The sequence below is a fragment of the Kocuria sp. KD4 genome (assembly GCF_011769905.1).
In the GTDB taxonomy this organism is placed as follows: domain Bacteria; phylum Actinomycetota; class Actinomycetes; order Actinomycetales; family Micrococcaceae; genus Kocuria; species Kocuria marina.
On the sequence record NZ_CP050449.1, the window covers coordinates 1,051,623 to 1,074,372 of the forward strand.

The window sequence follows — 22,750 nt, forward strand, 5'->3', positions numbered from 1 at the left end:
CTTCCGCACCTTGCAGCGGTGGGCCCGGGCCTGGGCAGTCCGCACATGGAACGAGGACCAGGACCCACGCCCGCGCCCCGGGAACCTCTGTGCTGCGATAAAACCGTGTACCGGCCGGTACATGTGCGTGGTGCAGCACAGTGGTTCAAGGCGGCCGGAAGGGGCGTGCCCGAGCGGGGTGGGCCGGGGCGTCCCCCGGTGTTCCCGGCGCGATGTGGAAGACTTGAGCCGGAAACCCATCATCGAAACCGAGAGGTAGGCGCTTCCATGAGTGAGCGGTCCAACGATCAGTCGGGTTCGTCCTCGGCCTCCCACCGGGACCAGCCGCAGTACGGTCAGTACTCCGACGGCCGGGTTCAGAGTGCGGGCGGGACGCAGCAGCCCGAGTACGGCCAGTACAGCGATCCGTCCGCTCAACAGGGCGGCCAGGGCTACGGGAACAACGCCTCCCAGGCCGGCGGCTACGGCACCACCGGCCAGTACGGCTCGTCCAACCAGTACGGCGGTGACGACCAGTACGGCCAGTCCGGTCAGCAGTCCTATGGCGGCCAGGCTTACGGTAATCATGGCTACGGCAACCAGGGCTACGGCGCCGGCGGCTACCCCCAGCAGGGTTACGGCGTCCAGGGCCAGGACACCCAGGGTGGTTACCCCACGCACTACCAGAACGAGTACAACCAGGGTGGTTACGACAACCAGGACGGCTACGGCAACCCCTACGCTCCGGTGCCGGGCCGCGGGCTGGGCATCGCCTCACTGGTGCTCGGTATCCTGGGCATCCTCACGTTCTGGCTCGCCGGTCTGGGCGGTGTACTGGGCCTCGTGGGCCTGATCCTCGGCATCATCGGCGTGGTCAAGATCCGTAAGTCGCGCCGTGGTTCCCCGGCACTCGCGGTCGTGGGCATCGTACTCTCCGCACTCGCGCTGCTGGGAGGCATCCTGATGGCCGTGCTGTTCGCCTGGGTCTTCGGTCAGGCCGCCGACTGCATGGACCTCGCGGTGGCCGGAAACGACGCCGCGTACCAGGAGTGCGTGCAGAACGCCCTCAACGATTCCTTGAACTCCTGAGGTCCCCGCGGGTGATCCCGCCCCTCGGATGAGACGGACGAGCCCGGTGTCACGCACGTGACACCGGGCTCGTTCAGTCCTGGGGGGCGCCGGTACCGAGGACGTCCAGAGCGGCGTCGTGCAGGAGACCGTTGCTGGCCAGGGCGTTGTCCCCGAAGGGACCGTCCTGCCCGGCCAGGGACGTGAAACGCCCGCCGGCCTCGGTGACGATGGGCACGAGCGCGGCCATGTCGTAGAGGTTGAGTTCGGGTTCGCACGCGAGGTCCACCGCGCCCTCGGCGACCATACAGTAGGACCAGAAGTCCCCGTAGGCCCGCGTGCGCCACACGGAATCGGTGAGCTCGATGAACTGCTGGCGCACACCCAGATCCCGCCATCCGCTCAGGGACGAGTAGGACAGCGATGCGTCCGAGAGCTGGTTGACTGAGGAGACCGACAAGCGCGTGGCCTGCGAGAGTGAGCGCCCCGTGAAGGCCCCCGACCCGGCGGCGGCCCACCAACGGCGGTTGAGCGCCGGCGCGGACACCACGCCCAACACCACCTCACCGTCCTCGATCAAACCGATCAGCGTGGCCCACACGGGTACGCCGCGCACGTAGTTCTTGGTGCCGTCGATCGGGTCGATCACCCACTGGCGGCCGCCCGAACCCGTGGTCCCGAACTCCTCACCGATCACGGCGTCCCGATTGCGTACGCGCCCCAGTTGCGCGCGGATCACTTGTTCGGCCTCGCGGTCCGCGTCCGTCACGGGTGTGAGATCGGGTTTGGTCTCCACGGTAAGGTCCTGGGACTTGAACCGTTTCATGGTCAGTCCGTCCACGGAATCCGCGAGGATGTGGGCCAGGCGGAGGTCGTCCGTGTAACTGCTGGGTGCACGCATGCGTCTACGTTATCGCTTGTCCGAGCTGCTTCTCGCTGTCCCCCCGCTGTGTCTGCCCGCGCGACGCCGCGAGCAATCTGCGTAGCGATTCGAGCCGCTGCGGGGCCGCCGGGGAGGCCCCCGGGCGGTGCACCCACGCGTCCAGCGCGCACCCGGGGGAATCCTCCGTGTGCAGGCACCCGCGAGGACAGTCCGCGGTGGCGGGGACCAGGTCGGTGAACGCGTTGAGCAGTTCCTCCTCGGGCACGTGGGCCAGACCCAGGGAACGGATCCCGGGGGTGTCCACGACCCAGGTCCCGGGGCGGGTTCCGGGCACCGTGAGGGCACGCGCGGAGGACGACGTGTGCCGGCCACGGCCCGTGACGTCGTTGACGCCGCCGGTGGCCCGCTGCGCTCCCGTGAGGGCGTTGACCAGCGTGGACTTGCCCACGCCGGAGGGCCCCAGGAACACGCTCACATGACCGTCCAGCAACGACCGCAACCGCTCGAGGGAATCGGGGGACACGGCCAGGGACTCCTCGTGGATGCCGGCCTCGGGCCGTTCACCGCGGTCGGTCGCGCGCTGCGTGCTGAGGGTGATCACGTCCAGGTCGTGGAGGTAGTCCAGGAACTCCGTGGGATCGGCCAGATCAGACTTGGTCATGCACACCACGGGGGTGATTCCCGCGTCCCATGCCGCCACCAACCCGCGGTCCACGAATCCCGTGCGGGGGGTGGGAGAGGCCGCCGCGAGCACGAGCACGAGCCGGTCCGCGTTCGCCACGATCACGCGTTCCACGGGATCGGTGTCATCGGCACTGCGACGCAGCACGGTGGTGCGCGGTTCGATCCGCACGATGCGTGCCAGGGTGTCCGGGGCACCGGTGACGTCACCCACGACGCCCACGAGATCCCCGGGCACGATGGGCCGGCGCCGCAGCTCCTTGGCGCGCACGCACGTCACCGTGCGAGGTTGTTCCTCGTCCTCTCCCACCACGCACGTGTACCGGCCGCGGTCCACGGCCACCACACGTACGATCACGGCGTCCTCGTGCGTGGGTCGTTGCTTGGTGCGAGGGCGGGAGCCGCGCTTGTTCGCGCGGATCCGGACGTCGGACTCGTCCCAGGTCCTGCGGGCCACTGCGTCAGGAACCCCGCCGCACGAGGCGGTCCCACATGCCCGGGAAATCGGGAAGCGTCTTGGCGGTGGTGGCGACGTTCTCCACCCGGATCCCGGGCACGCGCAGGCCCAGGATGGCTCCCGCGGTGGCCATGCGGTGGTCGTGATAGCTGTGGAAGACTCCGGCGTGCAGCTCAGCGGGGGCGATCAGAAGTCCGTCCGCGGTCTCCTCCACGTTCCCACCCAGCGCGTTGAGCTCGGTGCGCAACGCGGCGAGCCGATCGGTCTCGTGCCCGCGCAGGTGGGCGATACCGCGCAGCACGGAGGGGCCGGTGGCTAGCGCGCAGATCGCGGCCACGGTGGGCGCGAGCTCGCCGGCTTCCGAGAGGTCCAGGTCCACCCCGGCGATCTCGTCCGGACCGGTCACGGTGAACGTGCCGCCCTGCACACGGACGTCCGCGCCGAACAGGGGCAGGATCCGCCGCCACTGGTCCCCGCCCTGCGTGGTGTGGCCGGGCCAGTCGGGGATGCTCACGGTCCCGCCCGTGACCACGGCCGCCGCCAGGAACGGTCCGGCGTTGGACAGGTCCGGTTCCACGGTCACGTCCAGGCCGGCGACGTCGCTCGGGCTGACCCGCCACGCGGCGTCACCGATGCGCTCGGCGGCCACACCGGCGTCGCGCAGCACGGACACGGTCATGTCCACGTGCGGTAGTGAGGGCACACCGGAGCCGCCCTTGTGGTGCAGTACGAGCGGGGAGTTGAAGCGCACCGCGGAGAGCAGTAGCGCGGAGACGAACTGGGACGAGCCGCTCGCGTCGATCATCACGGTGCCCCCGGTCACCGATCCGGTGCCGACGACGCGCAACGGCAGCGTGCCCCGGCCGTCGTCCTCGACGGACACGCCGAGCTCGCGCAACCCCGCGATCACGGGACCCATGGGACGGACGCGCGCTCCGGCGTCGCCGTCGAAATCCACGACCCCGGAACATAGCGCCGCCAGGGGCGGGACGAAGCGCATCACGGTACCCGCAAGACCGCAGTCCACGGTCACGGGCCCGGTGAGAGTATGCGCGCGGGGCAGGGGGGTGATCCGCAGATCCGGACCGAACGGCCCCGGGTCCGGCAGCGCTTCGATCACCGCGCCCAACTGCTCGAGCGCGGTGATCATGAGCCTGCTGTCACGCGAGTGCAACGGCTTGCGCAGCACGGACGGTTCATCCGCGAGGGCCGCGAGGACCAGATACCTGTTGGTCAGGGACTTGGAACCGGGGACGGCCACCGTGCCTCTCACGGCGGCCCCCTCCGAGAAGGGGGCCCGCCAGTGAGCGGGATCCAGGGCTTGCGGTTCGCCGTTGCTCGGCATCACGTGGGGCGGTGCTCCTAGTTGGAAACGGCGTCCTGGACGGCCTTCTCGGCCTGCTCCAGCTTCTTCTTGGTGTCCTTGCCGACCTTGACCGCGTTCTTGCGGACGTCGTCGGCGAGGTGGCTCGCGCGCCACACGAGGGACGGGTTGCCCGATGTGTCCACGGCCGCGATCATCACGGCACCCAGCAGGGACACGTTCTTGAGCAGGTCCGACCGGCGGGCGGCCTTGCCCTCGGTGGTGCTCGCGTCCGCGGAGCGGTATTGGGTGTAGCCGTTGAGCGCGGTGGTGCCGAGCAGCACGGTGGACGACAGGCGCGGGAGCTTGCTCGCGGCGAGCAGCGACGCCGCGACGACCTGGGCGGCGGCGATGCCCTGCGCGACCTGAGCGCGGTTGGCGGTCACGGGGCGCACCTGCGGGGCGGTGCTCTCGAGGGCCTTGAGGACCGGGTCCAACTGCTTCGCGGCGGCGGACGAGTTGCGGAACGCGTTGACGCCCCCGGCGATGTAACCGGTGGCGAGCAGCGGGCGGGCGAGACGACGAACAATGCTCATGGTTCTCCTCCTTACGGCCCCGGCATCTCCGGGTACGCACTGTAGCCATCCTATCGGCCCGAGTTCGCGCCGCCGCCGGGAATACGCGGACGGCGCGTGCGTGTTATCCACGGTGTACAGAAGCGCCACATATGTGACGTAACACTCGGCAACGACCAGGGAAGTGGGTGACGGCGGAGGATGACGGCCCCCACCTTAGACTGGGACGTGATGAACGATCAGCGAACTCACGATTCCCATTCGGTGGAACACCCCGAAGAGGTGCCCGCCGGAGCGGAAACCACTCAGCAGCGCCGTGAGCGTTTCGAACGCGACGCCATGCAGTACGTGGACCAGCTCTACGCCGCGGCATTGCGCATGACCCGCAACCCGTCCGATGCCGAGGACCTAGTGCAGGAGGCCTACACCAAGGCGTTCTCCGCGTTCCACCAGTACAAACCGGGGACCAATCTCAAAGCCTGGTTGTACCGGATCCTGACCAATACGTACATCAACCTGTACCGCAAGCGGCAACGCGAACCGCGCCAGGCCAACACGGACACCGTGGAGGATTGGCAGCTGCACCGCGCGGAGTCGCACACCTCCACGGGACTGCGTTCTGCGGAGGCGGAGGCGTTGGACCACCTGCCGGACTCGGACGTCAAGCGAGCCCTGCAGGAGTTGCCCGAGGAGTTCCGTCTGGCGGTGTACTTCTCGGACGTGGAGGGATTCGCATACAAGGAGATCTCCGAGATCATGGACACGCCCATCGGAACCGTGATGTCCAGGTTGCACCGTGGCCGCAAGCTTCTGCGCGAGAAACTGGGCAACTACGCCCAAGAACGAGGATTCGACACGTCCAAGGTCCAGAAGAAGATCAAGGACGGCGCACGAGCGAAGGATCGAGGCTAGAGCATGACCGCGAAACCGTGTGACAACGGCTGCACCGACGAACGCATCCAGCGGATCTACGAGTACCTGGACGGGGCACTAACCACCGAGGACCTCGAGGAGATCCACGCGCACCTCACGGACTGCGCCGACTGCGAGCGCGAGTACAACCTGGAGTGCGTGATCCGCTCCGTGGTGAAGCGTTCGTGCTGCGAGACCGCGCCAGACGAGCTCAAGCGCTCGATCCTCGCGCGCATCGACGCCCAGTGCAACGAGCACCCCGCTGCCTAAGGACCGCCCGGCGCCGGTACCGGGCGGGATGAGTCGCCGACGGCGCCCAGCGGCGTGAGTGCTCAGCCGCGCAGGGATCCGGGGAACGAAGTACCCGATGACGCGGATCCCGCGGACAGAGCGAAGCCCCCGTGACCGATGACGGTCACGGGGGCTTCGTGATGCGTTCGCCGAACCTCAGGAATTGGGCCGCTTGCCGCGGTTTGCCGAGTTCTTGCGACGATCCTTGCGCTTACGTCCACGCTTGCTCATGATGTACCTCCTGCGATGATTGGCTGGGACATCGTCTGTCAGTATCTCACATTCCGGGCGGTGCTCATGCCACCGCTCCGGTGCCGCCCATGCCATAGGGGTGCCCCCGGACCCTGCGGCCAGCGCCGCGGGTGGTGTCACCCGGAACCCCTGCCCCGCATTGCGGCCGGTCGCCGCGGTCGCCACGGCGAGAGGCGAGAGCCTCAGCGCGGCTCGGGCAGCTGCAGCCAGTCGTACCACCCGCGGTGCAGCACAAGCCACGCGATGAGCCCGTAACCGGCCTGACCGGGGTTGCCGTGGTTGGCGGCGAGGTCCTTGCGCCACTGCTCGTGGTGCTGCAGGGGGTTGAACGTGTCCACGTACACGTGGTTGCGCCGCGTGGTCACGTCCCCGTAGGCCGCGGAGAGGTCCGCAATCTTGCGGTTGCGCTGCGGGTCCAGGGTGGGCGGGGGACCCACCACGAGCACCTTGGTGTTGTTCTGGGTGGCCTGGTCCACGATGTTGGCCATGTTCAGCCGGGACCGGGCGGAGGTGATCCCCAGGTCGATGTCCAGGGCGGACGGTGCGATCACCAGACGGTTGTCGCACGCGGGATCGAAGCGGCGGGAAGCCTCCGCGAACCAGTGGTCGTTGAGGGTCTCACTGCCCTGACCAGGCGCGGCGAGATTGTAGGCGTCCACGGGAACCACGTCTCGGGGGGTGCGCGCCATGACTCGTCCGAACCAGCCGAGCGCGCGGGGGTCGTCCACGCCGGCCAACAATTCGTCTCCCACGGCCACAATGCGGATCCTGCGTTGGTCCACTCTTCTTACATCCTTCGCTAGCTGGGACCCGGGGGGCCGTCTCGCGACGGCCCCCCGGGCGGATCATGCCCGGTGATCGGGCGGGGGCGTACGACGCCGCGCAGCTCGCGGTACCGTGCGCCGGGCGGCACTCACTCGCCGCGGGCGAACGCCTGCTGCACCAGGGTCTCCAGCTCCGCCGTGTGGCGCTTGGCCGAGCCGTTGGCGGGGGAGGCCGAGGCGGGGCGAGACGCGAGCGTGACCGGGCGGTCCAGCTGCGGCACGAGGTTCACGGCCATGAACGGCCACGCACCCTGGTTGGCGGGTTCGTCCTGAGCCCACAGGATCCGGGCCTCCGGGTAGCGCGCCAGCTGTTCCTTGATCTCGTCCACGGGCAGCGGGTAGAGCTGCTCCACGCGCACAATCGCGGTGGAGTGGTCGTCCGACTTCTTCTGCTGGGTCACGAGGTCGTAGTACAACCGACCGGAGACCAGGATGACGTCGGTGACCTTGGCGTCGTCGAGCCCGGCGGTGTCCGGGATGACCGTCTGGAAGCCGCCCTGCGTGAACTCCTCCACCGGGGACGCCGCGGCCTTCAGTCGCAGCAGCTGCTTGGGCGTGGCCACGATCAGCGGCCGGCGCGGGCGCGAGTACGCCTGGCGGCGCAGCAGGTGGAAGTGGTTGGCCGGGGTGGAGGGCTGGGCCACGATCATGTTCTTCTCCGCGCACAGCACCAGGAAGCGCTCGATGCGCGCGGAGGAGTGGTCGGGTCCCTGGCCCTCGAAGCCGTGCGGCAACAACATCACCAGGTTGGAGCGCTGACCCCACTTCTGTTCCGCGGAGGAGATGAACTCGTCCACGATGGTCTGCGCGCCGTTGGTGAAGTCACCGAACTGGGCCTCCCACACCGTGAGCGCCTCGGGGCGTTCCACGGAGTAGCCGTACTCGAAGCCCAGCACGCCGTACTCGGAGAGCAGGGAGTTGTAGATCGAGAACCGTGCCTGGTCCGCGGAGAGGTGGTTCAGCGGGGTCCATTCGGCACCGTTCTCGGCGTCGAAGAACACCGCGTGGCGCTGCGTGAACGTACCGCGGCGCACGTCCTGACCGGACATCCGCACCGGGACACCGTCCATGAGCAGCGAACCGAAGGCCATGAGCTCGCCCATGCCCCAGTCGATCCCGCCCTCGCGCGTCATCTCGCGGCGCTTCTCCGCGAGCTTGTGCAGCTTGCGGTGCATCGTGAAGCCCTCGGGCAGGTCCACGTAGGCGTCACCGATCCGGTGGGCCGCTTCTTCGGAGATGGCGGTGGTCTTGGGCACGGACACCCCGGAATCGGCCTGCTGCGCGGACGGCCGCTCGATGTTGGCGATCGCGGCGGCGTCCCCGGTCACGAGCGGGACCGTGGAGGTCTGGGCCTCATGGGTCTCGGCGAAGACCCGCTCCAGGCGCTCCTGGTAGTCCTTCAGAGCGCGGTCCGCTTCTTCCTGCGTGATGTCCCCGCGGCCCACGAGGTTCTCGGTGTAGACCTTGCGCGTGGAGCGCTTGCCATCGATCAGGGAGTACATCAACGGCTGGGTCATCGAGGGGTCGTCGCCCTCGTTGTGCCCGCGGCGGCGGTAGCACACCAGGTCGATCACGACGTCGCGCTGGAACCGCTGGCGGTACTCGAACGCGAGCTGCGCCACACGGGCCACGGCCTCGGGATCGTCCGCGTTGACGTGGAAGATCGGGGCCTGCACGGTACGCGCAACGTCCGTGGAGTACGTGGACGTGCGGCCCGCAGAGGGCGCGGTGGTGAAGCCCACCTGGTTGTTGACCACCACGTGGATGGTGCCACCCACGTTGTAGGCCTCGAGCCCGGACATCTGCATGACCTCGTAGACGATGCCCTGTCCGGCCATCGCGGCGTCACCGTGGACCTGGATGGGCAGCACGGGGTACTCACCGTTACCCTCCGGCCCGGCGCCCAGCACGTCCGTCTTGGCGCGGGCGATGCCCTCGATCACCGGGTCCGCGGCCTCCAGGTGGGAGGGGTTCGCGGCCAGGTACACCTGGGTCTCGTTGCCGTTGTCGGAGGTGAACACGCCCTCGGTGCCCAGGTGGTACTTCACGTCACCCGAGCCCTCGGCGGCGCGCGGGTCCTGGCTGCCCTCGAACTCGCGGAACACCTGGGCGTAGGACTTCCCGGCAATGTTGGTCAGCACGTTGAGGCGGCCGCGGTGGGCCATCGCGATGCCCACACCCGCGAGGGAAGCATCCGCGGCCTCGGAGATGATCGCGTCCAGCAGCGGGATCAGCGACTCGCCGCCCTCCAGCGAGAAGCGCTTCTGACCCACGTACTTGGTCTGCAGGAAGGTCTCGAAGGCCTCGGCGGCGTTGAGCCGCTCGAGGATGTGGAACTGCTCCTCGCGCGCGGGCTTCTGGTAGTCACGCTCGAGCTTGGACTGGAACCATTCGCGCTGCTCGGGCTCCTGGATGTGCATGTACTCCACGCCCACGGTGCGGCAGTAGGCATCCCGCAGCCGACCCAGGATCACGCGCAGCGTGAGCAGGCTCTGGCCGCCGAAACCGCCGGTGGGCCACTCGCGCTCCAGGTCCCACAGGGTGAGCCCGTAGGTGCGGATGTCCAGGTCCGGGTGCTTGCGCATCACGTACTCGAGCGGGTTGGTGTCCGCCATGAGGTGACCGCGCACGCGGTAGGAGTGGATCAGCTGCTGGATCCGGGCGACCTTATTGATCTGGATCTCGGGGTTGACCTGGTTGTCCACGGCCCAGCGGACGGGCTCGTAGGGGATGCGCAGGGCCTCGAAGATGTGGTCGTAGAAGTCCTCGCCGCCCAGCAGGTAGTGCTCCACGAGCTTGAGGAACTCACCCGAACCGGCGCCCTGGATCACGCGGTGGTCGTACGTGGACGTCAGGGTGATGACCTTGGAGACCGCGTTGCGCGCGATCGTGCGGGGGGAGGCACCCTTGTACTCGGCGGGGTAGTCCAGCGCACCCACGCCGATGATGCACGCCTGGCCCTTGGACAGTCGCGGCACCGAGTGCACGGTGCCGATGCCACCGGGGTTCGTCAGGGACACCGTGGTGCCCGCGTAGTCCTCCATGGTCAGCGCGCCATTGCGCCCGCGCTTGACGATGTCCTCGTACGAGGTCCAGAACTGCTGGAAGGACATCTCTTCCGCACCCTTGATGTTGGGCACCACCAGGTTGCGGGAACCGTCCTTGTTGGGGATGTCGATCGCGATCCCGAAGTTCACGTGCGCGGGATGCACCGCGGCGGGCTTGCCGTCCACCTCATCGTAGATCACGTTCTGGGACGGGAAGTTGGCGAGCGCGCGAATCACGGCGTAGCCCACGAGGTGGGTGAAGGACACCTTGCCACCGCGGTTACGGGCCAAATGCGAGTTGATCACCAGGCGGTTGTCGATCAGCAGCTTGGCGGGCACCGCGCGCACCGTGGTGGCGGTGGGCACGGTCAGGGAGGCGTCCATGTTGGCGGCCACGGCCTTGGCGGGACCGCGCAGCTTGACCACGGTGTCCTCGGCGGGTTTGTCCTGGCTCTTGTCCTTCGCACGGTCCTCCGGCTGCGCCCGGATGGGGCGCTTGGTTCCGGAGCCCTCGCTGGTCTCGGTCTCGGTGTCCACGCCTTCGGGTCGTCCCTTCGCCTTGGATCCGGTGGTCGACGGCGCCGGGGACTTGGCCCGCTGCGCCTTCCTGGGCGCCTCCGCGCCGGCACCGGAGGTGTTCTGCTCGGTCTTGGACGAGGTTGACGCCGTCCCGGAGGCGGGCTTGTTCTCGCCGAACGTCCCGGAGGCGGCCTTGTCCGCGGACGTCCTGGCGGCGGCGTCGTCGCGCCGTACAGCGGGACGATCACCCCCGGACGTCCGCGCAGCCGCCCCCTGGGACGGGGCGGCTGCTGAGGTCTTGGTGTCGGACGTCTGGGTATCGGACTGGTCGTCACCGGCCATCTGTTCGAAGATGGGCCACCACTTCTTGTCCACTGAGTTCTTGTCCGCCTGGTACTTGTCGAACAACTCGTCCACGAGCCATTCGTTGCCGGCAAATTCTTCAGGGATAAGGTGACGCGGCTGGTCTGGCACTAGTGATACGCCTCTTCCATCTGTGCTGGGTGTCCCGGGCGGCGAGCTGGTCCTTGCGGCCCTCGTGTGGCTCCCACGGAGCTTACCGGCCGCGGGACTTGCGAACTGGCTTCGCGCACGCAAAGCCGTACCGGTTTTTCAGTCTAGTGAGGCATCTGGACGGTTGCCACCTACCCGCCGGCCCGCCCGCCGGCCCGCGGGGGAGCACGTAGACTCTCCTCTTGTGCGATTCCTGACGATACCCACCACGGACCTGACCTACAATGACGTCTTCCTGGTGCCCTCGATGTCCCGGGTGACCTCCCGGTTCGACGTCGATCTAGCCCCCGCGGACGGCACCGGTTCCACCATCCCGCTCGTGGCCGCGAACATGACCGCGGTGACCGGGCGGCGCATGGTCGAGACCATGGCCCGGCGCGGCGGTCTGGGCATCCTGCCCCAGGACATCCCGCTGGACGTGATCGCGGAGGTGACCTCGTGGGTCAAGCAGCGCTCGCCGCGCTACGAGACCCCCGTGGTGATGCACCGCAGCAACACCGTGCACGACGCCCTGGGGATCATGCACAAACGCCCCCACGGCGTGGTCATCGTCGTGGACGCGGACGAGCACTACGCCGGCATGGTCCTGGACTCCGACTGCCGGGACGTGGACCGCTTCACCCAACTGGGGGACCTGGCGCATTCGGAGGGCCCCGAGTTCCAGGACAGCGACTTCCCCGTGGACTCCGACCCGGACGTGTTGCGCGCCGCCTACGAGACGATGTCCGCCGCGCGCGTCAACGTGGCCCCGGTGCTGCGCGGACGCGAGGTCGTGGGCATCCTGACCCACCAGGGCCTGGTGCGTTCCACGATCTACGCACCCGCCCTGGACGACGACGGCCGGTTGCGCGTGGGTGCCGCGGTCGGAATCAACGGGGACGTCTCCGGCAAGGCCGAGCAACTGCTCGAGGCCGGGGTGGACGTCCTCGTGGTGGACACCGCCCACGGTCACCAGATCAAAGCGTTGGAGGCCGTGTCCGCCGTGCGGGCCCTGGACCCCCGGGTGCCGATCGTGGCCGGCAACGTGGTCACCGCGGACGGCGTGCGAGACCTCGCGGGCGCGGGTGCGGACATCATCAAGGTGGGCGTGGGCCCCGGGGCCATGTGCACCACGCGCATGATGACCGCCGTGGGTCGCCCCCAGTTCTCCGCCGTGGTCGAGTGCGCGGAGGCCGCGGCCGATCTCGGCAAGCACGTGTGGGCCGACGGCGGGGTCAAGCACCCGCGCGACGTTGCCCTCGCGCTCGCGGCCGGCGCGAGCCAGGTGATGGTCGGATCCTGGTTCGCGGGCACGCACGAGAGCCCCGGTGAGATCAACATTGACGCCAACGGGCGCGCCTACAAGGAGTCCTTCGGGATGGCCTCGGCGCGCGCCGTGCGCCACCGCACTGCCGGGGAGGACCGCTTCGCGCGGGCCCGCAAGGCCCTGTTCGAGGAAGGCATCTCCAACTCCACCATGTACCTGGACCCCCAGCGCCCCGGCGTGGAGGACCTGCTGGACCACATCACCTCCGGAGTTCGCAGCTCCATGACGTACGCCGGTGCGGCCACGCTCGAGCAGTTCGCGACGCGCGCCGTGGTGGGCATCCAGTCCCAGTCCGGGTACGACGAGGGCCGCCCCCGCTCCGAGTCCTGGGCCTGAGCGGCCCGTTCTCACCACGCCCCTTATTGAGAATGGTTCATGATATGCTCACGCACGGCTACATGACATTGATTCTCATTGGCGGGAGCCGGGGGCCGGACGAGGGAGATGGACGATGACCGCAGGGCGCAGCGTGCGCAAGGGTAGGACGAGCGTGTTGGGCGCGGGCGTGGTGGTGGGTCTCGCGCTCGCCGGGTGTTCGAGCGGGAACGCGTCGGACGCGCAGGGTTCGCCCGGTGCGGGGAAGATCGCCGTGGTCACCTCCACGAACGTCTACTCGGACCTCGCGTCCCAGGTGGGTGGCGACAAGGTCTCCGCGACCCCCGTGATCGACTCGAGCGCCCAGGACCCCCACTCCTACGAGGCCACCCCCCAGGACCGGCTGAAGGTGGAGAAGGCGGACGTCGTGGTGTGCAACGGGGGTGGGTACGACCAGTTCATGACCGATCTGGCCTCCGACGGCCAGCACGTGGTGGACGCCGTGGAGGCCTCCGGTCTGCAGCGAGAAGAGGACGCGCACGACGACCACGACCACGGCTCCGGACACCACCACGGCGACTTCAATGAGCACGTGTGGTACGACGTCGAGAGCATGCAGATGGTCGTGGACCGCATGGCCGAGCAGCTCGGCCAGGTGGACCAGCAGAACGCCGAGTACTACCGGGACAACGCCGCGCGCGTGAAGAACGAGCTCGGCACGGTCGAACAGAAGGTCGAGGGGATCAAGGCCTCGGGCGGATACATTGCGACCGAGCCTCTGCCCGGGTACCTCCTGCAAGACGCCGGCCTGCACGACGAGACCCCGCAGACGTTCACCGAGGCCATTGACGCCGGCTCCGACGCCGCACCCGCGGTGCTCAACGACACCCTCGGGCTCGTCAAGGGCAGCGACGTGAAACTGCTCGCCCTCAACAAGCAGACCTCCACGGGGCAGACCGACCGGTTGCGCTCGGCCGCCGGGGACGCCGGCAAGCCCGTGGTGGAGTTCACCGAGACCATCCCGGACGGGCTGAACTACCAGCAGTGGATGACGCAGAACGCGGACCGCGTGGCCCACGGGCTCCAGAAGTAGGGACATGAACGCACCCCAATCCGCACCCGAGGTGGCCGCCCGTTCCGGGGCCGACGACGCCGTCGTCCGGCTCAGGGACGCGCGCCTGGCCTTCGGAGACCGCACCCTGTGGTCCGGTCTGGACCTGGACGTCGCCCCGGGGGAGTACCTCGCGGTCCTGGGCTCCAACGGGACCGGCAAGACGAGCTTCCTGCGCGTTCTGCTGGGACTGCTCCCGCTCACGAGCGGGACCGTACGCGTCAACGGGACCCGTCCGCGGGCCGCCTCCGCCCGCGTGGGGTACGTGCCCCAACAGCGCGGCTTCCCGGCGCACACGCCGCTGCGGGCCCGGGACCTCGTGGCGCAGGGCGTGGACGGGCACCGCTGGGGGATCCGACTGCATCCGCGCCGCGTGCACCGCACCGTGGACGAGTTGCTCGAACGCGTGGGTGCCACCGACTACGCGGACGCCCCCGTGGGCGTCCTGTCCGGGGGCGAGCAACAGCGCCTGCGCGTGGCCCAGGCGCTTGCTGCGGACCCCACGCTCGTGCTGTGCGACGAAGCCCTGCTGTCCCTGGACCTGCATCACCAGCACGTGGTGAGCGAACTCGTGCACGAACAACGTGAACGCAGCGGGTGCGCCGTGGTCTTCGTGACCCATGACGTGAACCCGATCATCGAGCACGTGGACCGGATCCTCTACCTGGCCAACGGCTCGTTCCGGATCGGCACGCCGGACCAGGTGCTGCGTTCGGACGTGCTCTCCGAGCTGTACGGGACCCGCGTCGAGGTGCTGCGCAGCAACGGTCGCATCCTCGTGGCCGGGCGTCCGGACAGCTCCCACCACACCGATTCCCCGGAGGAACTGATCCTGTGAGCCTAGCCGCGATCGACTGGAACTCATTGTTCGGTTCCGTGTTCGTCTTCGACAACTACCGCGAACTGCTGTCCCTGCTGCGCAACTCCGTGTGGGCGGGCGCGGTGCTTGGCTTGGTGGGCGGGCTCGTGGGCACGTTCGTGATGATGCGCGATCTCGCGTTCTCGGTGCACGGGATCGCGGAGCTGTCCTTCGCCGGTGCCGCCGCGGCCCTGTTGGTCGGCTCCGATGTGGTCACCGGGTCCCTCGTGGGGTCCGTGCTCGCCGCGCTCATCATGGGGTTCATGGGCCTGCGCGCGCGGGAGGGCAACTCGTTCGTGGGCGTGCTCATGCCCTTCGGCCTGGGGCTCGGGATCCTCTTCCTGTCCCTCTACGAGGGCAGATCCTCCAACAAGTTCTCCTTGCTCACGGGCCAGATCGTCTCCGTGTCCTCCCTGCAGTTGACGTCGATGATCGTGCTGTCCGTGGTGGTGCTCGCCACGCTGCTTGTGGTGTGGCGGCCGCTGACGTTCGCGAGCACGGACCCGCTCGTGGCCCGGGCCAAGGGGCTGCCGATGCGCTCGTTGGCGATCGTGTTCATGGTCGTGCTGGGGATCTCGGTCGCGATGTCCGTGCAGATCGTGGGCGCGCTGCTCGTGCTCGCGCTTCTGATCACCCCGGCCGCGGCGGCCATGAACCTCACCTCGAGTCCCGCGCGCACCGTGGTGCTCTCCGTGGTCTTCGCCGAGCTCGCCATGGTGGGCGGGATCCTCCTGGCGCTGGGCGGCAACGTCCCGATCAGCCCGTACGTCACGACCATCTCGTTCGTCGTGTGGCTCGTCTCGCGGTGCGTGCGCGCGGTGCGTGAGCGCTCGTCGTCGTATCGCCGTTCGACACCGCGGTCGACGACGCCGCTCGGCGCCGGTCGCGCGGTTCAGAGCAGGACGCGCACCGCGGCGGGGAGCACCTTGAGCGAGGCGGGCAGCGGACCCAACCGTTCGCCGTCGCCGTAGGCCGCGTCCCGCGGCTCGGAAGGGATGCCGTGGGCCGCGATGGTCGCGGTCGTGGCGGGCACCACGGTGACCTCCCGTAGGGATTCGTGCGTGCCCAGGACCAAGCGGGGGAATAGCCACGCGAGCCGCAGCGCGCCCACGTCGGAGACCATGAACAGCTCACCCGAGCCGTCCGTGGGATCCGCGCGGGGAACGATGGTCAGCCCGCCCCCGATCGACGAGGTGTTGGTCAGCGCCAGGAAGGTCAGCGTGCGGTCACTCACGTGGCACGCGCCGTCCGGGCCGGTCCAGCTCAGGTCGTAACGCCGCGCGCGCATGGAGAAGGCCTCCACGGCGAGCGCGGCGACGTACTTGACCGAGTGCGTGACGCTGGACCAGCGGTTGGCGCGCGCGTTCACTCGGGCGTCGAGGCCGAGGCACACCGCGGTCGCGCACACGTGGTGGCTGCCGTCCGCGCACGTGACGTGCACGAGGTCCATGCTGCGTTCGGGGGACTCGAGTCCGCGCAGCACCCGGCCCGCAGCGCGTTCGACGTCCCCCACGGGTACACCGTGGAACCGGGCCAGATCGTTGCCGGAACCGGCCGGGATCAGTCCGAACGGGAACTCGACGCCTTGCTCGCGCAGCCGGTTCAGTGACTGCAGGACCAGGTGGACCATGCCGTCTCCGCCGACCGCGACGACCGCGGCGATCCGGGTGGACGCGTTGCGCAGGGTCGCGGTGAGATTGCGGGAGAGGGCCTGGGCGGTGGCCGCGCTGAGCGGTCGGGGGTCGTAGCCGCCGGCCCGCAGGATGCCCACGGCGCGCTCGCACGCGTTCCGGCCCACGAGGGAGGCGCCGTTGTGGACGAGCAGGATCTCGCGGCGTGACATCCGGGTCACCGGGCGGGTTTCGCGGTTTCTCGGGCGTCGGAGGACTCGACGCGGCCCCGGGCCCCGCACTCGGCACAGATCCCGGAGATCTCCACGGTGTGGTCCACGTCCGCGTAGCCGTAGCGGCGCGCGGTCTCCTCCGCCCATGTCTCGACGTCCGGAGCCTCGAGTTCCACGGCCGCGCCGCACGAGCGGCACACGATGTGATGGTGGTGGTGCTCGGCCTCGCACCGGCGGTAGATGGCCTCGCCCTCGGCGTTGCGCAGCACATCCACCTGACCCAGCTCGGCCATGGACTGCAGGATCCGGTACGTGGTGGCCAGGGACACCGACTGTCCGCGATCGCGCAACAGCCGGTGCAGGTCCTGCGTGGAGATGAAGTCCTCCAACCCCTGCAGCGCGCCGGTCACGGCACGGCGCTGCTTGGTGTTGCGAACCTCCGCGGTTCCGGTGGTCTTGGTGCTCAACCCAGGTGTCCTTTCCGCGAGCGGTCGTCCGGGACATCTTAACGTGCGGCGCGGACATGCACAGGCGGCGTCGTCACGGCCGGACCGAGCCGCTAGGGTGAAGCCATGTTGCTGACCAAGTTCACCCACTCGTGCGTGCGCCTCGAGAAGGACGGCGCGGTGCTCGTGATCGACCCGGGCACGTTCTCCGAGGTCGAGGAGGCACTGCGCGGAGCGGACACGGTCCTCATCACCCACGAGCACCCGGACCACTACGACGCCGAGCGGCTGGGCGCCGCCCTTTCGGCGGATCCCGAGCTCACGGTGCATGCCCCGGGCCAGGTGATCGAGAAACTCGCGGAGCACATCACGGACACGGACCGGTTGCACGCCGTGTCGGCGGACACCACGTTCACCGCGGGGCCGTTCTCCGTGGCCACGTACGGGGGCCAGCACGCACTGATCCACCCCCTCATCCCCACCATCGCCAACGTGGGCTACGTGATCGACGACTCCGTGTTCCACCCCGGGGACTCCTTCACCGTCCCGCACGGACTCACCGTTCCCACGGTCCTGGTCCCGTTGCACGCCCCGTGGTCCAAGATGTCCGAGGTCATCGACTTCATCATCGCGACCCGCGCGCAGCGGGTGTACCAGATCCACGACGCGCTGCTCTCCGAGACCGGCTTCGGTGTCGTGGAGACGCAGGTCAAGCATTTCTCGCAGGTCTACGGGACCGAGTACCGGCACCTGGACACTCGCGAGAGCGTGGAGGTCCACACCGCATGACCCATCCAGCCACCAGCCGGTTCCACCCGACGGAAAGGACATCACCGTGAGTTCAGTGTTCACCAGGATCATCGAGGGCGAACTGCCCGGCCGGTTCGTCTGGGCGGACGAGCACTGCGTGGGCTTCCTGTCCATCCAGCCCCTGTCCCAGGGCCACGTCCTGGTGGTCCCGCGCCAGGAGATCGACGCGTGGGTGGACCTACCCGTGGAGCTGGCCATGCACCTCATGAAGGTCAGCCAGTTCATCGGCAAGGCCATCGACGCCGCGTTCACGCCCAAACGGGTGGGGCTCATGATCCAGGGCTTCGAGGTGCCCCACACCCACCTGCACGTGTGGCCCACCAATTCGATCGAGGAGTTCGACTTCGCCCAGGTGGATCAGGACCCGGACCCCGCGGTCCTGGACGAGTCTGCCCGCCGGATCCGCGAGGCCCTCGAGGCCCAGGGCCACCAGGACGAGGTCCCGCAGCAGTAGCGACCGACGGCCTCGCTCACGGGTACCGGCGGCGGGTGCAATGCACCCGTCGCTGGCGGGCTTTAACCGCCGGTGTCGCTCAGCCGAGCTCGCGCAACCGCTTGCGGATCCGCTTCTCCGACACCGTGTGCGCGGTGCCCAGTTCCTGCGCGAAGAACGAGATGCGCAGTTCCTCGAGGTCCCAGCGCACGGCCCGCAGCGCAGCGGGCGTGGGTACGGTCGAGGGGACGGCGTCCACCGCGGCGCGGTACTCGGCCTCGAGATCGTGCACGGTCTGCATGGCCACGGCGTCCCGCTGCAGGTGGCCGGAGAGTTTGTCCAGGCGCACGTTGATCCCCGCGAGGTAGCGCGGCACGTGCTGCAGGGCCCGCCACCCGGTGCGGGCCACGAAGCCGGGATGGATCAAGCGGGAGAGCTGCTCGGACATGTCCTTGAACGCGGCGACCGCCCCGAGTGACCCGGGTTTCTTCAACCGTTTGCGCACGGTGTTGGACTCGGTGAGCGCGGTGGTCACGAGCGCGGTGACGGCGAAGACCGTGTCGATCAGCTCGGCGCGTACGTGCTCCGCGACCGCCCGGAACTGGTCCCGCGTGAACGGCGGCTCCTCGGGTACCAGCCGGTCGATCGCGGCGATCGTGCAATCGGTGATGAGCGCCTCGACCGAACCGTGGGGGTTCTGGGTGAAGATCAACCGTTCCTTCTGGCTCAGGTGGTCCACCACGTAGCGGTGCACGGACGGCAGGGTCCGGTGCAGCAGGGCGATCACGCCGTCGCGTTGCGCGGCGCGCTGTTCCTCCGCGTCGCTCAGGATCCGCAGGTCCACGCGGGGTGGCTGCGAAGCATCGGTGTCCCGCACCGCCACGAGTGTGGGGTATCCCGTGACCGTCTGACCCGCCACGGTCGTCTCCACGCGGCGCGGCGGATCGGGTTCGGGCCACGCCGTGAGGTCGGTGCGTTCCAGCGAGGCGGCCTGGGGTGCGCCGGATCCGGGGGAAGTCCCTGGGGCCGGTCGCGCCGAGCCCCGCTTGCCGCGACCGCGACGGGCCGCGGCGGCGTCGTCACCGGACGAGGCCGAACCCTCGGCGCTGCCCCGAGCGGCGTCGTACAGCTGGGCCGCAGCGCCCCCGAGGGACTCGGCGAGCGCCGCGCGGACCTTGGGCCGCAACCGCTGTTTGAGCTCCGTGAGGTCGTCGCCCCGGCCCAGTACCGAGTTGCGGGCGTCGCGCACCTCGAAGCGCATGCGCAGGTGGGCGGGCAGGGCCTCCGGGTGGAAGTCCGAGGCCTGGACGGGGTGGCCCCGCAACCGCCGCAGAACGGTGGCCAGGGACTCCAGGAGGGAGTCGCGGGTCGGATCGAACTCGGCGTCCAGGTGCTTCACGGCGGTGACGGCGGTGTCCGGGGCGGGCACGAAGTTGCGCCGCACGGCCTTGGGCAGCGATTTGATCAGCGCGGTCACGAGCTCCACACGCAGCCCGGGGATGTGCCATTCGAACTGCTCGGGGGCCAGTCGGTCCAGGAACAGCACGGGGACCCGCACCGTGACGCCGTCCGCGGTCTCCGCCCCGGGCGCGAATTCGTAGTCCAGGTCCAGACTCAGCTCGCCGTCCGGGGATGCCACGGTCCAGGACCGCGGGAAGGAGGCCGTGTCCAGCTCCGCGACCTCGGGCGCGATCAGGTCCTCGGGAGTGAGGTCCAGCAGGTGCTCGTCCCGCTGGCGGGCCTTCTTCCACCACGCATCGAAATGCCGCTGGGAGACCACGTCCGCGGGCACGCGCGCGTCGTAGAAGTCGAACAGCACCTGGTCGTCCACGCGCAGGTCCTTGCGGCGCATGCGGTTCTCGAGCTCCTCGACCTGGGCCAGGGCCTTGCGATTGCGCTTGACGAACGTGTGGCGGGTCTGCCAGTCGCCCTCCACGAGCGCGTGGCGGATGAACAGTTCCCGGGAGAGTTCGGGATCGATCCGGGAGAACAACACGGGCCGCTCGGACACCACGGGCAGCCCGTAGAGCGTGACCTTCTCGTACGCCATCACGGCCCCGCGGGAACGGGACCAGTGGGGTTCGGAGTAGCTGCGCTTGACGAGCTGCGGCGCGATCTCCTCGGCCCACTCGGGCTTGATCGCCGCGTTGGTGCGCGCCCACAATCGGGAGGTCTCCACGAGCTCCGCGGACACGAGCCAGTCCGGGGACGTCTTGAACAGGGCCGAGCCCGGGAAGATCGCGAACTTGGTCCCGCGCGCACCGCGGTACTCGCGCGTGCGTTCGTCCCGCACGCCGATGTTGCTCAGTAGCCCGGACAGCAGGCTCTTGTGCACGGCCTCCTGGTGCGAGGCGACGTCGATCTCCCGGGACGCCCCGGCATCGATCCCCACCTGGCGTGCGATCTGTCGCAACTGCGCGTAGAGGTCCTGCCACTCGCGGATCCGCAGGAAGTTCAGGTACTCACGTCGGCACAGCTTGCGGAACTGGGACGAGGACAGCTCGCTCTGCTGCTCCTGCAGGTACTGCCACAGCAGACCGTAGGACAGGAAGTCGGAGGTCTTGTCGCGGAAGCGTGCGTGGAACTCGTCCGCCGCCTGGCGCTTCTCGAGCGGGCGTTCCCGCGGGTCCTGCACCGTGAGCGCGGCCGTGAGCACGAGCACCTCGCGCACGCACCCCCGGCGCTGCGACTCCACGATCATCCGGCCCAGTCGTGGGTCCACCGGCAGCGCGGCGAGCACCTCGCCCGTGCGGGTCAGCGGACCCCGCGGTCCGCTCTGCCGACCGCGGTGGCGCCCGGACCGCGAGCGCCGCCCCCGGTGCCCGTCACGCGCGGACGACGACGCCGCGTCGTCGCCCGCGTCCGCCCCACCCGAGCGCAGGGCACCGAGTTCGCGCAGCAGCACCACGCCGTCCTTGACCGCGCGCGCATCGGGTTTCTGCACGAACGGGAACTGGGTGATGTCGTGGGGTTGCTCCACCACGCCCACCGAGATCATCTGCAGGATGACCGCGGCGAGGTTCGTGCGCAGGATCTCCGGGTCCGTGTACTCCGGCCGGGACTCGAAGTCCTCCTCGGAGTACAACCGAATGCACACGCCGTCGGACGTACGCCCCGAGCGCCCCGCGCGCTGCCGCGCCGACGCCTGGGAGATGCGCTCGATGGGCAGGCGCTGGACCTTGGTGCGCGCCGAGTACCGGGAGATCCGGGCGGTGCCCGGGTCGATCACGTACTTGATGCCCGGGACCGTGAGCGAGGTCTCGGCCACGTTGGTCGCGAGCACGATCCGGCGGTGCGAGGACGGTGTGAACACGCGGTTCTGTTCGGCCATGGACAGCCGCCCGAACAGCGGCAGGACCTGGGTCCCGGCCAGGGAGCGGTGCGAGTCGATGACCTTGTGCAGCGCGTCCTGGGCGTCCCGGATCTCACGCTCGCCCGCGAAGAACACGAGGATGTCCCCGCGGGGTTCGCGCGAGAGTTCCACGACGGCGTCGCACACGGCGTCGATCGGGTCGCGGTCCTCGTCCACGAGCCCGTCACCGGTGTTGTCCTCGTCCTCGCCGCCGTCCCGGCTGCGCTCCTGGGCCAGTGGTCGGTAGCGGATCTCCACGGGGTAGGTGCGCCCGGAGACCTCGATGATCGGGGCGGGCTCTGGATCGGCGTCCGGGTGCTGCGGGTCCGGCAGCACGAAGTGCTCGGCGAAGCGTTGCGGGTCGATCGTCGCGGACGTGATGACGACCTTCAGGTCCGGGCGCTGGGGGAGCAGTCGCTTGAGGTAGCCCAGCAGGAAGTCGATGTTGAGGGAGCGCTCGTGGGCCTCGTCGATGATGATCGCGTTGTAGCGCGACAGCTGCGGGTCGTGACCGATCTCGGCCAGCAGGATGCCGTCCGTCATGAGCTTGATCCGCGAGTCCTTGCCCACCTCGGACGTGAAGCGCACCTGGTAGCCCACGGTGTCGCCCACGCGCTGCCCGAGTTCATGGGCGATGCGCTCGGCCACCGAACGCGCCGCAATCCTGCGCGGCTGGGTGTGACCGATCAGACCGCCGTCCCCCAGACCCAGCTCCAGACACATCTTGGGCAGCTGGGTGGTCTTGCCGGAACCGGTCTCACCCGCGATCACCACGACCTGGTGATCGCGGATCGCGGCCATAATGTCTTCCCGGCGCGCGCTGACGGGGAGGTCGTTCGGGTACACGATGCGGGGCTGGATGCGGGGCTCAGTCATGTCAACGGAAGAGTCTACGGGCCCCGGCCGACACGCGCCCACGGGCCGCTGCGGGAGCCCGACGACGCGCCCGATTGTCCGCACATGTGAGCTGC

General features: G+C 69.1%; 19 protein-coding genes. 9 read left to right on the forward strand and 10 right to left on the reverse strand.

Going from position 1 to position 22,750, the window contains the following annotated elements; translation table 11 throughout:
• Positions 1 to 267 precede the first annotated feature (267 nt).
• Positions 268 to 1,068, forward strand: a complete 801-nt coding sequence (locus HBK84_RS13065) for a DUF4190 domain-containing protein (protein WP_167318335.1) — start codon at positions 268 to 270, stop codon at positions 1,066 to 1,068.
• A 73-nt stretch (positions 1,069 to 1,141) separates the two neighbouring features.
• On the opposite strand, the gene hisN is transcribed toward HBK84_RS13065, so the two are convergent.
• The 4 genes from hisN to HBK84_RS04875 are packed head-to-tail and all read right to left on the reverse strand — an operon-like array spanning position 1,142 to position 4,967.
• The gene (gene hisN / locus HBK84_RS04860) at positions 1,142 to 1,948 is read right to left on the reverse strand and encodes a histidinol-phosphatase (protein WP_064845830.1); all 807 of its coding nucleotides are present in this window, start codon (positions 1,946 to 1,948) and stop codon (positions 1,142 to 1,144) included.
• A gap of 4 nt (positions 1,949 to 1,952) precedes the next feature.
• Positions 1,953 to 3,068, reverse strand: coding sequence for a ribosome small subunit-dependent GTPase A (gene rsgA, locus HBK84_RS04865; RefSeq protein ID WP_085106370.1), 1,116 nt, complete (start codon positions 3,066 to 3,068; stop codon positions 1,953 to 1,955).
• A 4-nt stretch (positions 3,069 to 3,072) separates the two neighbouring features.
• Positions 3,073 to 4,413: a 3-phosphoshikimate 1-carboxyvinyltransferase gene (gene aroA / locus HBK84_RS04870; RefSeq protein ID WP_167318336.1), complete on the reverse strand. Its 1,341-nt coding sequence runs from the start codon at positions 4,411 to 4,413 to the stop codon at positions 3,073 to 3,075.
• A gap of 17 nt (positions 4,414 to 4,430) precedes the next feature.
• Positions 4,431 to 4,967, reverse strand: a complete 537-nt coding sequence (locus tag HBK84_RS04875; RefSeq protein ID WP_167318337.1) for a DoxX family protein — start codon at positions 4,965 to 4,967, stop codon at positions 4,431 to 4,433.
• Between the two features lie 210 nt (positions 4,968 to 5,177).
• On the opposite strand from HBK84_RS04875, the gene HBK84_RS04880 reads away from it, so the two are divergent.
• Both HBK84_RS04880 and rsrA read left to right on the forward strand, forming a co-directional pair.
• The gene (locus HBK84_RS04880) at positions 5,178 to 5,858 is read left to right on the forward strand and encodes a sigma-70 family RNA polymerase sigma factor (protein WP_085106386.1); all 681 of its coding nucleotides are present in this window, start codon (positions 5,178 to 5,180) and stop codon (positions 5,856 to 5,858) included.
• Between the two features lie 3 nt (positions 5,859 to 5,861).
• Complete coding sequence (rsrA, locus tag HBK84_RS04885; protein ID WP_085106368.1) at positions 5,862 to 6,128, forward strand: mycothiol system anti-sigma-R factor; 267 nt, start codon at positions 5,862 to 5,864, stop codon at positions 6,126 to 6,128.
• A gap of 177 nt (positions 6,129 to 6,305) precedes the next feature.
• Here rsrA and HBK84_RS13120 read toward each other — a convergent pair whose 3' ends face one another.
• The 3 genes from HBK84_RS13120 to HBK84_RS04895 all read right to left on the reverse strand — a co-directional run bounded on the left by HBK84_RS13120 (position 6,306) and on the right by HBK84_RS04895 (position 11,208).
• Positions 6,306 to 6,380, reverse strand: coding sequence for a 50S ribosomal protein bL37 (locus tag HBK84_RS13120; protein ID WP_098054049.1), 75 nt, complete (start codon positions 6,378 to 6,380; stop codon positions 6,306 to 6,308).
• Positions 6,381 to 6,583: 203 nt separating this feature from the next.
• Positions 6,584 to 7,183, reverse strand: a complete 600-nt coding sequence (locus HBK84_RS04890; RefSeq protein ID WP_085106367.1) for a GDSL-type esterase/lipase family protein — start codon at positions 7,181 to 7,183, stop codon at positions 6,584 to 6,586.
• Between the two features lie 131 nt (positions 7,184 to 7,314).
• The gene (locus HBK84_RS04895) at positions 7,315 to 11,208 is read right to left on the reverse strand and encodes a multifunctional oxoglutarate decarboxylase/oxoglutarate dehydrogenase thiamine pyrophosphate-binding subunit/dihydrolipoyllysine-residue succinyltransferase subunit (RefSeq protein WP_370520603.1); all 3,894 of its coding nucleotides are present in this window, start codon (positions 11,206 to 11,208) and stop codon (positions 7,315 to 7,317) included.
• 280 nt (positions 11,209 to 11,488) lie between these two features.
• Between HBK84_RS04895 and HBK84_RS04900 the strand changes: the two genes are divergently transcribed.
• The 4 genes from HBK84_RS04900 to HBK84_RS04915 all read left to right on the forward strand — a co-directional run bounded on the left by HBK84_RS04900 (position 11,489) and on the right by HBK84_RS04915 (position 15,866).
• On the forward strand, positions 11,489 to 12,946 hold the full coding sequence (locus HBK84_RS04900; protein WP_167318339.1) for a GuaB1 family IMP dehydrogenase-related protein: 1,458 nt from the start codon (positions 11,489 to 11,491) through the stop codon (positions 12,944 to 12,946).
• Positions 12,947 to 13,061: 115 nt separating this feature from the next.
• Positions 13,062 to 14,018 (forward strand): metal ABC transporter solute-binding protein, Zn/Mn family, encoded by a 957-nt coding sequence (locus HBK84_RS04905; RefSeq protein ID WP_167318340.1) that lies wholly within the window; start codon positions 13,062 to 13,064, stop codon positions 14,016 to 14,018.
• 4 nt (positions 14,019 to 14,022) lie between these two features.
• Positions 14,023 to 14,874, forward strand: coding sequence for a metal ABC transporter ATP-binding protein (locus tag HBK84_RS04910; RefSeq protein ID WP_167318341.1), 852 nt, complete (start codon positions 14,023 to 14,025; stop codon positions 14,872 to 14,874).
• Entirely contained in the window at positions 14,871 to 15,866 is a 996-nt protein-coding gene (locus tag HBK84_RS04915; protein ID WP_167318342.1) for a metal ABC transporter permease, read from the forward strand. The genes HBK84_RS04910 and HBK84_RS04915 overlap by 4 nt, the downstream gene beginning before the upstream one ends.
• Here the strand turns inward: HBK84_RS04915 and HBK84_RS04920 are convergent.
• Entirely contained in the window at positions 15,788 to 16,738 is a 951-nt protein-coding gene (locus HBK84_RS04920) for a diacylglycerol kinase family protein (RefSeq protein ID WP_167319128.1), read from the reverse strand. The two genes, HBK84_RS04915 and HBK84_RS04920, sit on opposite strands and share 79 nt — an antisense overlap.
• Positions 16,739 to 16,743: 5 nt before the next feature.
• On the reverse strand, positions 16,744 to 17,205 hold the full coding sequence (locus HBK84_RS04925) for a Fur family transcriptional regulator (RefSeq protein WP_064845348.1): 462 nt from the start codon (positions 17,203 to 17,205) through the stop codon (positions 16,744 to 16,746).
• Between the two features lie 105 nt (positions 17,206 to 17,310).
• Between HBK84_RS04925 and HBK84_RS04930 the strand changes: the two genes are divergently transcribed.
• Together HBK84_RS04930 and HBK84_RS04935 are read left to right on the forward strand one after the other, a co-directional pair.
• Entirely contained in the window at positions 17,311 to 17,973 is a 663-nt protein-coding gene (locus HBK84_RS04930) for an MBL fold metallo-hydrolase (RefSeq protein ID WP_167318343.1), read from the forward strand.
• A gap of 46 nt (positions 17,974 to 18,019) precedes the next feature.
• On the forward strand, positions 18,020 to 18,448 hold the full coding sequence (locus HBK84_RS04935) for an HIT family protein (protein ID WP_035964690.1): 429 nt from the start codon (positions 18,020 to 18,022) through the stop codon (positions 18,446 to 18,448).
• 79 nt (positions 18,449 to 18,527) lie between these two features.
• Here the strand turns inward: HBK84_RS04935 and hrpA are convergent, their stop codons facing one another.
• A complete protein-coding gene (hrpA, locus tag HBK84_RS04940) occupies positions 18,528 to 22,655 on the reverse strand; it encodes an ATP-dependent RNA helicase HrpA (RefSeq protein ID WP_167318344.1) in 4,128 nt (1,375 codons plus the stop codon).
• Positions 22,656 to 22,750 lie beyond the last annotated feature (95 nt).